9 protein-coding genes are annotated in these 14,002 nt (G+C 46.4%); 3 read left to right on the forward strand and 6 right to left on the reverse strand.

From position 1 onward, the window contains the following. Positions 1-54 precede the first annotated feature (54 nt). The 3 genes from infC to NDI42_RS11350 all read left to right on the forward strand — a co-directional run bounded on the left by infC (position 55) and on the right by NDI42_RS11350 (position 4,408). On the forward strand, positions 55-588 hold the full coding sequence (gene infC / locus NDI42_RS11340) for a translation initiation factor IF-3 (protein ID WP_190440785.1): 534 nt from the start codon (positions 55-57) through the stop codon (positions 586-588). A gap of 280 nt (positions 589-868) precedes the next feature. After that, positions 869-3,853, forward strand: coding sequence for a HEAT repeat domain-containing protein (locus NDI42_RS11345; protein ID WP_190451723.1), 2,985 nt, complete (start codon positions 869-871; stop codon positions 3,851-3,853). 75 nt (positions 3,854-3,928) lie between these two features. Next, positions 3,929-4,408 carry a Crp/Fnr family transcriptional regulator gene (locus tag NDI42_RS11350; protein WP_190428204.1) on the forward strand — a complete coding sequence of 160 codons (480 nt, stop codon included), beginning with the start codon at positions 3,929-3,931 and terminating at the stop codon, positions 4,406-4,408. A gap of 82 nt (positions 4,409-4,490) precedes the next feature. Here the strand turns inward: NDI42_RS11350 and NDI42_RS11355 are convergent, their stop codons facing one another. The 6 genes from NDI42_RS11355 to fbp form a co-directional block, all read right to left on the reverse strand. Further along, positions 4,491-6,773 carry a dynamin family protein gene (locus NDI42_RS11355; protein ID WP_190451632.1) on the reverse strand — a complete coding sequence of 761 codons (2,283 nt, stop codon included), beginning with the start codon at positions 6,771-6,773 and terminating at the stop codon, positions 4,491-4,493. Positions 6,774-6,923: 150 nt separating this feature from the next. Next, entirely contained in the window at positions 6,924-8,339 is a 1,416-nt protein-coding gene (locus NDI42_RS11360; protein WP_190451633.1) for a cobyrinic acid a,c-diamide synthase CobB, read from the reverse strand. A 41-nt stretch (positions 8,340-8,380) separates the two neighbouring features. Then, positions 8,381-9,763 (reverse strand): glucose-6-phosphate dehydrogenase assembly protein OpcA, encoded by a 1,383-nt coding sequence (gene opcA, locus NDI42_RS11365; protein ID WP_190451635.1) that lies wholly within the window; start codon positions 9,761-9,763, stop codon positions 8,381-8,383. A gap of 101 nt (positions 9,764-9,864) precedes the next feature. Further along, positions 9,865-11,394: a glucose-6-phosphate dehydrogenase gene (zwf, locus tag NDI42_RS11370; RefSeq protein WP_190451637.1), complete on the reverse strand. Its 1,530-nt coding sequence runs from the start codon at positions 11,392-11,394 to the stop codon at positions 9,865-9,867. A 93-nt stretch (positions 11,395-11,487) separates the two neighbouring features. Continuing rightward, the gene (gene tal / locus NDI42_RS11375) at positions 11,488-12,633 is read right to left on the reverse strand and encodes a transaldolase (RefSeq protein WP_190451725.1); all 1,146 of its coding nucleotides are present in this window, start codon (positions 12,631-12,633) and stop codon (positions 11,488-11,490) included. Between the two features lie 124 nt (positions 12,634-12,757). Continuing rightward, entirely contained in the window at positions 12,758-13,840 is a 1,083-nt protein-coding gene (gene fbp / locus NDI42_RS11380) for a class 1 fructose-bisphosphatase (protein WP_190451639.1), read from the reverse strand. Positions 13,841-14,002 lie beyond the last annotated feature (162 nt).

Raw genomic sequence — 14,002 nt, forward strand, 5'->3', positions numbered from 1 at the left:
ACTTGGACAAACTAACTTACTTACCATTACAATTAACCGAGCAAAAATAACCTAATGCCTGTGATTGAAAAAAGACGCACGCGCGATCTACCCCAAATCAACGAAAGAATTCGCTTTCCCCAAATTCGTGTCATTGATACCGATGGCACGCAGTTGGGTATTATGGCACCGAATGAGGCTCTACGCATTGCCGAAGAAAAAGAGCTGGATCTCGTTTTGCTGAGCGACAAGGCAGAGCCACCCGTTTGCCGGATTATGAACTACGGCAAGTATAAGTTCGAGCAAGAGAAAAAAGCGCGGGAAGCCAAGAAAAATCAGCATACGGCGGATGTCAAGGAAGTGAAGATGCGCTACAAGATTGAGGAGCATGACTATCAAGTGCGCGTCAATCAAGCCGAGCGCTTTCTGAAGTCGGGAGATAAGGTTAAAGCTACGATTACCTTTCGAGGTCGAGAAATTCAACACAGCGATTTGGCCGAGGAACTGCTGCAACGGATGGCGACAGATTTGCAGGAATTGGCGGAAGTGCAGCAAGCTCCCAAAAAAGAAGGTCGCAACATGATGATGCTGCTGTCTCCAAAAAAATAGCCTAAAAGAAGAAGTCAGGAGACTGACAACAGTCACCAAAGGATAGACTAAAAGTCTGGAACTGGTGGCAATAACCTCCATCAAGAATAGAGGAGACAAAATACAGGAGGCAGAATCAAGGGGACAAAATCCATAAGAAAAACCTTGCCTCCTGACTCCTCGCTCCTGAATGGGGGTAAGCTTTTATATCCTGCCTGTACGGGTGAAGTATTTGGGTGGGAATAATAAAGCTGTTGCCCAGATCAATCGCCTCCTAAAACTGACTTCTCCCTTGAGCGGCATGAAACTGAACAATCGCACTTGGTCTTGGTCCGACTGGGGACGGGGATTCCTCCAGTGGGTGAATCTCCGCCCAGAAGAAGGAGAGCGAACATTACTGATGTTCGCCTTCTACACCACAACCTCGGTGGGGATAATCTGGGCAGAAGCCAGCACCGTCGCTTTATTTCTCGAAAAGTATGGAGCAGAATCCCTGCCCTTGTTTTATATTCTCTCGGCAGGGATTGGTTCCGGGCTGGGGGTGGTGTATTCTTGGATGCAAAAGATTCTGCCCTTGCGCTCGGTAATTGTCGTAGTTGCTATTCTTGCAGTCGCCCCCCTACTCCTATTTCGCGTGGGGTTGAGTATTGTCTATTTGTCTGGCGTTATCGTCTTTCTGATGCGCCTGTGGGTGGAAGCTATTAACGTCCTCAATGACATCAACACCTCCATTACAGCTAATCAACTATTTAATATTCGGGAAATTAAACGCACTTATCCGCTCATTAGTAGCGGCATTTTAGTGGCAGATGTCGTCAGCGGCTTTTCTCTCCCGTTCATTGTCGCCACAGTTGGGCTGAATAATGTTTCTATAGTCGCCGCCCTGATGATGGGAGTGGGAGCCACAAGCCTTTTTTATCTTACCCAGCGCTATAGCCAAGCTTTCCCTGCTGCTCCTTATAGAGGTAGTGCTGCCCAAGAAACAGATTTTACCTCGCGCCGCCTCCGAGGGCCGCTACAGCGATACGCAATTCCGCTATTTGGCTTCTTCGTGGTTGGGCAGATTTTGTACCTGTTAATAGACTTCCAATATCTCAGTCAATTAGAGCTGAAGTTGGACAGTAAGCAAATTGCCAGCTTCCTAGGATTATTTAGTGGGATTGTGGGATTGTGCGAACTGGGGACGCAGTGGTTTATTTCTAGTCGTGCCATAGAGCGACTAGGGGTATTTGTCGCTGCTATGTTATTACCAGGAGCGATCGCTATCCTTGGCTTAATCTCCCTCACAGGCATAGGCAATTTTTTTATTGGTCTAATCTGCCTGAAATTCATAGACGAATTACTACGCTACACTCTGATTGCTGCTATTGGCCCTGTTCTGTTCCAACCTCTCCCAGACAACATCCGCAGCTCGGTTATGGCTCAGGTGCGGGGTATTGCTGAATCTCTCTCCACCGGATTTACTGGAGTAGCGATTTTAGGTGTCATCAGCCTGTTAGCTTTTGTTTTTCATCACCTGTCGGAGAACACATTACAGTATCTCCAAACTTGGGTGTTTGTCGCCGCCATCTTAATTGTGGCTCTCGTGTGGTTACTCATAGTTTGGCTGTTACGGTCAACCTATGTCGGCTTACTGGTTCAGAGCGCCCAAGGAGAACGCTTGAGCGTCTCGGATGTGGATTTGCGGGTTCTCAAGCGTACCATCATCGAAACCTTAGAGAAACCAGGAACGGAAGCCGATAAACGCTCTTGTATAGAACTGTTGTGCCAAATAGACTTGGAGGACGTTGGGGAAGTCCTCGCTCCGCTGCTGACTCACCTCACACCGTCCTTGCAGCGTCAGAGCCTGGAAGCAATGCTGCTAAACCCAAGTCAGATTTATTTAGACCCAGTTCAGGATTTAATTGCCCAAAAACCTAATCCTGAAGTTCTTGCTCTGGCTCTGCGCTATGTTTGGATAACTCAAGACGAGCCGGATATAGGGCAGTTACAGCCTTATCTTCGCCCAGGTGTAGACCCAGTAGTGCGAGGAACTGCTGCTGCCCTGATTTTACGCCGAGGTACGCCTACGGAGAAAGCGGAGGCTACTAATACTGTGCGACGGATGCTAACCCATCAACGGGAACGGGAACGAGTTATGGGTTGTCGGGCGCTATCGGAGGCGGATTATTTGCAGGGGTTGCGACTTTATATTCCCAGTTTGTTGCAAGATGAGTCTTTGCGGGTGCGCTGTGCCTTACTCGAAGCGATCGCATCAACTCACTTAAACGAATATTATCCAGCTTTGGTGCGGGGACTTTACTACAAGTCTACCCGCGAAGCCGCAATTAGCGCCCTCGTGCGTCTAGGTGATGAAGCAATACCGATGCTGGTTGAACTGGCTGAAGATATCCATAAGCCAGATTTGGCGCGGCTACAAGCTTGGGTCGCCCTTGGTCAGATTGGCACGCCAGAAGCGCTCAATCAATTGGTGGCTCACCTGAAAACGGGTTGGGGGACAACGCGACGCAACATTCTCCGCACTCTGCTGAAGATGCCTAATGAAGCCGGAATTGAGGGGGTTCTCGACCGATTAGGACGCAGTGGTGTGGAAACCTTAATTGAACAGGAAATGCTGTTTATCGGGCAACTGTATGCTGCACTTCAAGATTTAAGCCGTTCTGAGGAACGAGTGCTGATTCCTGAATCTAATAGTTTCAAATCGGCTATAGACCAGACTTATTCAGCACTGGATTTGCTGCGACGGGCGCTTTTAGAGGAGCAGTCAGATGTGGTGGAGCGGTGTTTTTTGTTGATGAAGTTTCTTTATCCGTTGAATTCTATTCAAGCTGCGGCTTTTAATCTTCAGTCTGATTCGCCTTCTAATATCGCTTTGGGGTTGGAAATTTTGGATAATACTTTGGATATTGCCAGAAAGCGAAATCTTGTGGTAATTCTCGACCGACGACCAGAAGGCGAAAAACTGCAAAGTTTGGCGGAAATGGTGCCATATAAGCCGATGACTAAGAGCGATCGCTTGCGTCGTTTGCTAGAATTACGCCACTTTCTGTCAGACTGGCCTTTGGCTTGTTGTTTTCATGTGGCACGTCAGGCAAAATGGAGTCTCACGCCAGAACAAACGCTGGTGTGTATGCGCCATCCTACAGGTTTTGTGCGAGAGGCGGTTCTGGCTTATCTAAAAGCAGCTTCGCCGCGCGCTTTGGCAGAAATGCTACCCGTGCTGAAAAATGACCCAGACCGCCTTGTAGCCGCCCAAGTTGAGCAGATGATGTCAGAGCTGAAATAATTAGTTCATGCTAATGGAAGTATGGCTAATTGCAATTGACAATTAGCAATTAGCTATTGACAAAATATTAAATTTATGTTAACCAGCGTTGAGCGCCTATTATTTGTCCGGGGTGTCCCACTTTTCCAAGAATTGCGGGATGATTTTCTGGTGCGGCTGGCTTCTGTAATGGATGAGCTTTCTTTTCCAGCGCAGCATACCATTTTTACCGAGGGACAAGAAGGGCGATCGCTTTATATTGTTGTCTCAGGTAGAGTAAGGGTACATCTGGGCGATCGCGATCTGGCGCAACTGGATCAGGGTACTTGCTTTGGGGAAATGTCTCTGTTTGATGCTGAACCGCGTTCGGCTTCGGTTACGACTTTGGAATCCTGCGATTGTCTGGTGTTGACGCAGCTGCAATTGTATGATGCTATCGATGAAACTCCGGGAATTGCTGTGAATATCATTCGTCTACTTTCCCGTCGCATCCGCGAATTAAATAACAAGTTGAGTGTTTATCGGGCAGAAACTCAGGATGGGGATTTGAGTAAGGCTGGTAATTTAGGGGGATAAACCGCGTTAGCGCTATAGACGCGAAGAACAAGAGAGGAACAAGAGAGTGCGATCGCATTCCCTCCCTACCCAACACAACTATTTATACAGGCTTCCAGCTATTCAAAGATTCCCTAATAGAATTCAATTCCGACAAATATTCATTTAGTTGCTTTTTTTGAGCCTGAAGATTTACTAAAATTTCATTAGTATCGGCTTCTGGCTTTTCTCTTTCGCTCACCAGATAGTTAAATTCATTTTTGAATCTTTCAATGTAGTCCTTAATTTGTTTCTCTGCACTTTGAAAATCTGCTACGATCTGTCTTTCAATAACTTGTTTGAAAATCTCTTGATTTATAGAAACCTGTTCATCTATCTTCAGCTTAACTTCCGCTGCTATTTGGTATAAGTCAATTTCTAAAAAATCGCCCTTATCTTCAAAGGGTATATCGACTTGATATAGATTAGTTGAAGCAGTGCGATCGCTTTCTGTTATAGTTTCTTTTTCTAGCCTCGCATATACCTCTTGCTGAGATTTAATTTCTGTATCAATGCCTAAAAATTCAAAACTCGGAAACTGAATGCAATTAATGTTCAATTCAATTTTCAAAGCTTTTTCTATAGAAGTAGTTATTTCATTGGATATTTGTTGGGCTTGCTCTTGTATTTCTTGCACCAACTCCTCTCTACTGCGCGTTCCCTGTCTGATAAGCTGATCTTGCGTGTCTATCCACCAGCTTTGAATTTGAGAACCGAAGAACTCGTTTACAGCGCGTCGAATATTTTGAGCATCTTCCCTGGTAGCAACTCTAAGTTTATAGACTTGCGAATGGGGATTATCAGTATTACTATTAAATAGATTAACAACTGCTCGTTTTATAGCTTCTACGAAAGTAGCTTTTCTTTCATTTATGACAAATATTGAAGATTCGCCTAAAAAAGGAATCTTTGTGATTTCCCGGTTAACATTACTCTGAGTAACCTTTAAATCTGTTGTTGTATTTCCAATTTCAGTATTTAGATGAGCAAGTCGTTCAATTTCTTTTTGAATCTCGTTTTTAGCATTCTCAGCAAAAATGTTTATTTCAGATGTAAGTTTAGTAATTAATTTTTCCTTTTTTCCTTCTGAAAAGTTTTTAACTAAATCAATCTTTTTAGTTACAAATTTAGATTTTTCTCTATATTCTTTCACCTGATTTTTAAAAGCTTCAATTTCCATACCCCAAACTTTTAGTTCGGTATTTAGAGAATCCTCAATTGCCTTGGCAGCTTTATCTAGTTTTGCCAAAACATCACTTATAAGATTCCAACCATAATTTTTAGTAAGGTTTTGAATTATTGTTTCTTGAATAGTTGTTATGCCACTATCTTTTAAGGCTTTCGACGCAATCTCTATGGGTTGGGGAACTCTAACTTCACCGTCCTCATTTTCTTCGAGATATTCACCCAAAAACAATTTAACAAATTCTTTGGTATGACTGTTAGCTGCTGTATCTCCTTGAATCAGTTTCGCTAATAGTCCTTTTTTAGAACTTGCAGGATAGATTATTGGGTTAGAGAGTCCAAAGCCAGCTAACTCTACTTCAAGTTTTTTTATAAAGTCATTATTTCCTGTATTTACATCTATTGTTTTATCAGCTTTATTCAAAATAAAGTAAATATTCTCCGTTTTTTCAGGTAATATATTTTTTTGGTTCTCCATGACATCACGAAGCAAATCTGAAATCAAACTTTCTGTAGAAGAGGTGTAATCTAAAATAAACAAAATAGCATGGCATTTTCGCAATGATTCCAACGTTATTTGCTTTAATTCTGTGGAATAATGATATTCCCAATTCCCATTAGCTACGCCAGGGGTATCAATGAGAGTAAATCCAGCCAGGGATGAGAGGGCGCTAATAGCCTCGATAGGATACTCTATTTCAAAGCGAATGGTATGGTCGGGATTGTTATGAGTGCGAATATATTGGGTACGTTTCAGAAATTTTTGGTGAATTTCTGCACCGTCACCTTCAGCAATAACAACAGGTTGTCTTTTCCCCTCTCTATACTCTAAAAATCTAGGCACTTGCCCAACATCAATATGTCGGATATCTGTACGGCAAACGGTACAAGCGGCGGCTTCAGTTGCTAAAATATCTGCACCAATTATGGCATTGAGAAAGGTACTTTTGCCTGTTTTAGTTGGGGCAATGACTGCAAGTTGATAGTTGTGTTCCTTCAAAGCGTATAGCGCTTTGGTGATGTCTTCCTCAACACTTTGTAAGCATTTGGTATCGTTTCCTTTAGCCAGACGCTCCGCTTGAATTTCTTGAAGGTATTGTAAGAGTAGTCTACCAGTGATATAGATGCTGTCGTGTGCTGCTTGGAACTGTTCAGAAGACATACTGGCTGTCCGAAAGAGGGTAGCTTTTGTTAGCTAAAGCTTACAACAGCTGAACGCAATAGGGCAGGGGAGGGTGATACTTACTAGGGTGGCTGACTGGAAAATGGCGAGTGCTGAGTAGAACAAGAGAAAGTTTTCTGTGATGCTTCGTTAGTTGGCGATCGCGTCCGTTGCGGCTGGAGAAAACCTCACGCAATGTTCTAAAAATCTGGCGGGAAGATCCGGACAGCCAGCAAAATGAATATGGACATAAGAAGCATGAAGCTGATGCAGCAACCATCCTTCGACTGTGGTTGAACTGTGCGGATCGCGACCTCGTGCCTGAAATAGAGGTGCAACTGGTTCCTGAGTTAACTGGGAACGGTGAAACTCATGTCCCCAAACTGTTGTACCTGCGGGTAGTAGGGGACTGTCTTGCAAAACTACGGCTTGCCGATATCCCAATGTCAGACGCGATCGCATAACGGCTGTAGTAGGCAAAACTCCCACCATTGGGGAAGAATTTCCCTCAAATACAATCTGCTGACACAAATACATTAAACCGCCGCACTCGGCATAGGTGGGCATTCCGGCTAAGATGGCTTTTCGGACTGCATCCCGGACGACTGTGTTGTCAGCTAACTGCTGGGCAAAAACTTCCGGGAACCCGCCCCCAAAATACATCCCCTGAATGCCTTCTGGTAGGCTGTCGTCGGTCAGCGGACTCCAAAATGCCAGTTCTACCCCAAGCGATCGCAAACTCTCTAGATTGTCCTCGTAGTAGAAGCTAAAAGCGCGATCGCGGGCAACTGCCAATCTTACCTTACCTCTTGCCCGTGTCTGAAGTTCGGGTCGGAGTTGGGGAGAGGTTCCCACTTGCAGCAACGGTAACAAGCGTTCCCAGTCAAAGCAATCGCCCAAGTAGGCAAGTCGATCTATCAAAGCATCCAGATGGGACACTTCTGCTGTAGGGACTAAACCAAGATGCCGATCAGGAATGGTAATGTTATCTTGACGGCGAAGAATACCTAAAATCGGCAATTGCAAAGGTTCCAGGGCATCTCGAAGAAGTTGCAAGTGGCGATCGCTTCCGACTCGATTTAAAACTACTCCCGCGAATTTGAGACGGGGATCAAAGGAACGGAAACCGTGCGCGATCGCAGCCACCGAACCCGACAACCGGCTGCAATCTAACACCAACAATATCGGCAAATCCAACAGCCGCGCAACGTGAGCCGTACTTGCAAAAGTGACCGGAGATTGGGAATCTTGCCCAGTTCCCAGTTTCGAGTTCCCAGTCCCCTCCACACCATCAAAAAGCCCCATCACCCCTTCTACCAAGGCGTACTCTACCGCCTGAGTATGACGGGCAAAACATTCCTGCACATAAGTTTCCGATGTCAGCACCGGATCTAAATTCCGACAGGCACGATTTGTAACGTACCGATGAAACATCGGATCTATGTAATCTGGCCCAACCTTGAAAGATTGTACCTTTTCACCCCGACGACACAAAGACGACAGTAGGGCAAGCGTGACTGTCGTCTTGCCCACCCCACTGCGATCGCCTGCGATTACTAAAGCCATGTTTGCTAACTGCTAACTGAAGGATAGCTAATAGTTAACCATTAGCTATTAGCTTTATTCATCTTGATAATTTCCGCCGTGACCGCCAGACTTTCTTCGTAAAGCATATCGCGACCCCAACGGCGCAACTGCTGACCTAACAAAGTCTCAGCCTTTTGATCAGTCAGAGGCGCTACCTGCTCAAATCGGCAAGCTTGCGCGCCACCCCCAGCTTCCATCCGCATACAACCGCTAGTTTCCGAACACAGAACTGTACAACAGTCAGCATCCAGGTTAGTCGAACTCATCCGCAAGGCAATCAAATCACCCGGAATTTCGCCCCAATCAGCGGTGGGAATTCCTGCTAACTCAGCTTCTATTGGGCGTTGGTCAGCAGTCACGAACGAGCAGTATCTCAGATCGTAATCGCCGCCTTCGCGCTTATAGGATACTGGATGCCACTGGAGACGACTTGCCAGCCAACCCAAGAACATCAGCGCCTGATCGGGATTGCCTTTTTCATAATTTATCGTCACTTTATCGACTTCTGTGAGAGCAGCACGGCGTTCTGGGGGATCGAAAGCCTCGGCCGTCAGTTCTTGCCATGCTGCCAACCGTCGCCAGTTAAGGTCAGTAAGCTGGATACCTTGTTCCGCCAAAGTATGTACTCGCAATAAATCGGTTTCTGGTTCGCCAAATTGACAAGAGTCAACGATTACGGAATTGCTAACTGATGCCAGTCGCTTGAACAAAGCATTATGGGGATCGGGTGTGGCTTTCCACCAGAGAAACTTAGGTAAATCGCCGATCAGTAATGCTGTCACTATGCCGCCGATGCGTTCTAGGGCATCGGCGGTGCCGCTTAGAGTGATGTATTCGCAACAAAGCAACGTATTGTTACTTTGCTTGTTCATCGGGCAATATACAGAGACTTGGACGGTTACGCCTTCGTCCATGCCGGAGTGGGGACACAGGGCAATGATGCGACAGGGATTTGAGGCAGCGATCGCATCCGCAACTCCGTAACCTGTGACATTCAACGTTGCTTGTGTCTCTCCATTCCTTTGAGCGTCTTTTATAGCACCAGAGGAGCGTCTATGAGCCAAGTCTTCCCGCAGTCGGGCTAGGGTTTCAGCATCCGCCTTCCCAGTACGAGGCAGTCCATACGCTTTTTGGGCATCCTTCAAGGCTGAATTCATCCGCGGCCCAGCGATGCCATCAATTGGCCCGGTGTAAAATCCCAAAGCAGCTAACAAGTGTTGGGTTTCTTCGGGTTCGTAAACTACAAATGTAAACGTAGTGGCTCTAGCGGCAGCAGGCGAATCGCCATTTGCAGTATTCTCTCTGTAGCTTTCCCAGATTTGATTTAGTTCCGCTTCAATATCACTCAGGGAAATATCTTTAGGTGCTTGTAGCGAAACAACGGGAGGAGATTGTGTTGTCATAGCTCAGTTATCAGTTGCTAATGTTAATTGGGAAATTGGGGATTGGGGAATTGGGAATTCAGAATCTTACCTAGTCCCCAGTCCCCAGTCCCTAGTCCCCCTTATAGTCTTCGCCAGCGGCGACCATCTTGATTGATCAGGTGTTCTGCTTCCTCTGGTTCCCAAGTTCCCGCTTCATACTGGGGAATTGAAGCCGGGCCAGTCAATCCCTCCCACGCTGAGAGGGCTGGTGTCACCACCCGCCAAGCTTCTTCCACTTCATCGGCACGGGTGAACAAAGTCTGGTCGCCCAGCATACAATCCACTAACAAGCGATCGTAAGCATCAGAGCTAGTGACACCAAAAGAAGAACCGTAGCTAAAGTCCATATCTACGGTGCGAGTACGCAAATCTGGCCCCGGCATTTTCGCTTCAAAGCGTAGGGAAATTCCCTCATTCGGGTAAACACGCATAGTCAGCACGTTGGGACTAGCTTGTTGGGCGGCAGATTGAAAGATTAAGAACGGCACCTCGCGGAACTGGATAGAAATCTCGCTAACCTTCTTGGGTAAACGCTTGCCAGTCCGCAGATAGAAGGGTACGCCCTGCCAGCGCCAGTTATCAATCGCAAACTTCATGGCCACATAGGTGGGCGTTGTGGAGTTGGGATCAACTCCTGGTTCCTCCCGGTAGCCTGGGACGGGTTTCCCTTTCATCCAGCCTGCGGAATATTGACCCCTTACTGCTGATAATTCCAGGTTATGCACATCCGCTAAACGAGTTGCCTGAAGAACTTTCAGCTTTTCCGTGCGGATACTGTCAGCATCTAGCGAGTTTGGGGGTTCCATCGCTGTGAGGCAGAAAATTTGCATCAGGTGGTTTTGCAGCATATCCCGCAAAGCACCAGCTGTTTCATAGTACCCGGCTCGGTCTTCCACGCCTACAGTTTCTGCGACTGTGATTTGAACGTGATCGACAAATTGGCGATTCCACAGTGGCTCAAAAATTGCATTGGCAAACCGGAAAACCAAGAGATTCTGAACAGTTTCTTTACCTAGATAGTGGTCGATCCGGTAAACTTGTTTTTCTTTGCAAACCTGCTGCACTACTCGATTGAGCGATTGGGCAGAACTCAAATCCCGTCCAAAAGGCTTTTCAATTACCAAGCGGGTTTTTTCTGGGTCTTTTAGCATTTCTGCTGCACCCAGTTGACGAATCGCTTCTGGGAAGAATTTCGGAGCCACAGACAGGTAGAATACCCGGTTTCCCCGCGTTCCCCGCTTACCGTCGAGTTCTGCAAGGAAGGTTTTTAGTTTTTGGTAGCTTTCTGGCTTATCAATATCACCGGGACAGTAGTATAAACCTTGGGCGAAGTCTTGCCAAAATTCATCCGACCCGATGCCACCGCCAAATTCTTCGATGCCTTCACGCATCTCTTCTCGGAAGTAGTCGTGGCTCCATTCTCGACGCGCTACGCCTACAACTGTGATTTCTTGCGGCATACGGCGATCGCGTTTCATCTGATAAATCGCTGGCACCAGCTTGCGTTTTGTTAAGTCGCCTGATGCCCCAAATATTATCAGTATCTGCGGCTCTGGTACCCGTTCCTGCCGCAACCCAACGCGCAAGGGATTTTCTAGCAGTGTGGCCATAGATGTTGCTAATTACTAATTACTAATTGAAGGATTATTAATTGGTAATGAGTTGCCCAACCCATTACCAATTACCTATTATCTATTACCCAGTTACACAGGTTGCAGATGTTTGATCTTCTCTTCCAAGGATGCTGTTAGAGATTCAAAAGGCTTCACAAATTTCTCAATTCCTTCGACAAGCAATTCATCCATCACTTCGTCTAGATTAATGTCGATGTCGGGATCTTTGAGACTTTCTATGAGGTTATAGGCTTCTTCTACTCCTGTTTCAATGCGAGATGCAACATCGCAGTGGTCGGCACAGGCTTCAATGGTGTTCGGTGGTAAGGTGTTTACCGTGTCTGGCCCAACCAGTTCATCAACATACATCACGTCGCTGTAGCTGGGGTCTTTGGTGCTGGTGGAAGCCCACAATAACCGCTGGACATTTGCACCTTTTTCTGACAGAGCTTTCCAGCGATCGCTTGCAATAATTTCTTTGTACTTCTGGTAGGCGATTTTGGCGTTAGCGATCGCTATTTTCCCTTTGATGGCTTGGAGTTCTGCCTTTTTCTCTATTCTATCCACCCCGGCTTTCAGCTTGGCATCAATCCGTGCATCAATGTTGATATCGATACGGCTGAGGAAGAAACTCGCCACTGACGATATTTTGCTGATGTCTTTGCCTTCAGCCGCCCGCTTTTCTAAGCCGCGAATATAAGCCCAAGCTGTTTCTTCGTAGCTTTGAGTTGAGAATAGCAAAGTTACGTTGACGTTGATTCCATCGGAGATTACTTGCTCAACTGCTGGCAAACCCGCCGTTGTGCCAGGAATCTTGATCATGACGTTATCTTTACCAATTTCTTGATAATAGCGTCGGGCTTCCTCAATCGTCGCTTGGGTGTCGTGGGCGATAGTTGGCGGTACTTCAATGCTAACGTAACCATCCAGCCCATCGGATGCTTCATACACAGGTCGGAGAATATCGCAAGCATTGCGGATATCTTCAAAAACCAGAGTTTCGTAAATTTTCTCAACTGGCAATCCTTCGCGAATTCCAGCTTCAATATCAGCATCGTAGATTGCGTTACCTGCGATCGCTTTTTCAAAAATGGCTGGATTAGAGGTGATCCCGCAGATCCCCTTATTTTCCACCATATCTTTGAGTTCGCCACTCTCAATCAAGTCGCGAGTCAGATTATCCATCCAGATACTCTGACCGTACTGTTTAATTTCTAGTAGATGATTGTTTGGCATCTCTGTCATCTCTGTCATTTTTTTTGACTCCTAGTAATTGTCGTTGTAGTTTTAGAGAAATAATGTTCTCTCTGAGCAGGTTTGAAGCCTGCTGTGAAAAAGGATTTCTCAAAAAGGAAATACTTCACTGAGGTATGCGCGATCGCTCTCTAACAGCTCTTTCTTCAGCAGCCCTGGCCCGATCCTGAATGAAAGACTCCACCAAGGCGACATCATCTTTGCTACCAATAATCAAAGGCGATCGCGCGTGTAGTGCTTCTGGCACTACATCCAAAATCTCCTGGGTTCCCGTACTTGCTCGACCACCCGCTTGCTCTATCAAATACGCTAAAGGAGCAGATTCATACAGCAGGCGCAATTTGCCTTCCGGTTTTTTCACCGTCCCAGGATAGAGGAAAACACCCCCTTGGAATAGAATCCGGTGAATATCCCCCACTAACGCCCCACCATAACGGGCGGTGTAACCTTCATGACGATGGACGTAGCGGATGTAGTCTCGCAGTGGTTCCTCCCACTGCCAGAAATTACCCTCATTGACGCTGTAAATCGATCCGTGGTCTGGCAAGCGGATATTTTCACTCGACAGGATAAACTCGCCCAAACTGGGATCTAGTGTGAAAGCGTGAACTCCCGTGCCGATAGAATACACCAGCATTGTGCTGGGGCCGTATAGCACATAACCTGCGGCGATTTGGTTGCGTCCATTATTTTGCAGCAAATCGCTAGCCGTGCCATCTTCGTCCAGACCCTCTTGTTGGCGAATTGCGAAGATAGAACCAACGTTGATATTAATATCAACATTGGACGATCCATCAATCGGGTCATAAAGCAGGGTATAACGACCAATTGGACAGTTTTCGGGGATATAGTATGGTTTTTCCATTTCCTCGGAAGCCAAGCGGCAAACTAAACCGCTTTGCTTAAATACCGAGATAAATACGTCATTGGCATAGACATCCATCTTTTTGACGGATTCTCCCTGCACGTTCATCTCGCCCGTAAATCCCAAGGCTCCTGCGACTAAACCAGCTCGCGTGAGCCGCCGCGCAATCAGCTTTGCCGCCAGGGCAATGCGATTCATAATGGCACTGAGATCCTGTGCTTCTGCACCGAAGCTGTGCAGTTGCTGCAAAACGTGACGAGATAACGTCATGCAGTCGCGATCCAGGGCTTGTTCCGGAATGAAAGGCTGATCCACGTTGGACATGTGTTTCCTCCTCCCTATCGATAACGCTTTATTAACAGAGGCAGTTAATTTCAGGTACTGCCCCAACAGTATCAAGGCCCGGTCGCCTTACCTTCTATCTTAGGGAGCCATTTACCAGGTTGGTGTTTAACTTCAGATCAACTAAAGAAATCAATCTTTAGA

The organism is Funiculus sociatus GB2-C1 (assembly GCF_039962115.1).
GTDB classification, from domain to species: domain Bacteria; phylum Cyanobacteriota; class Cyanobacteriia; order Cyanobacteriales; family FACHB-T130; genus Funiculus; species Funiculus sociatus.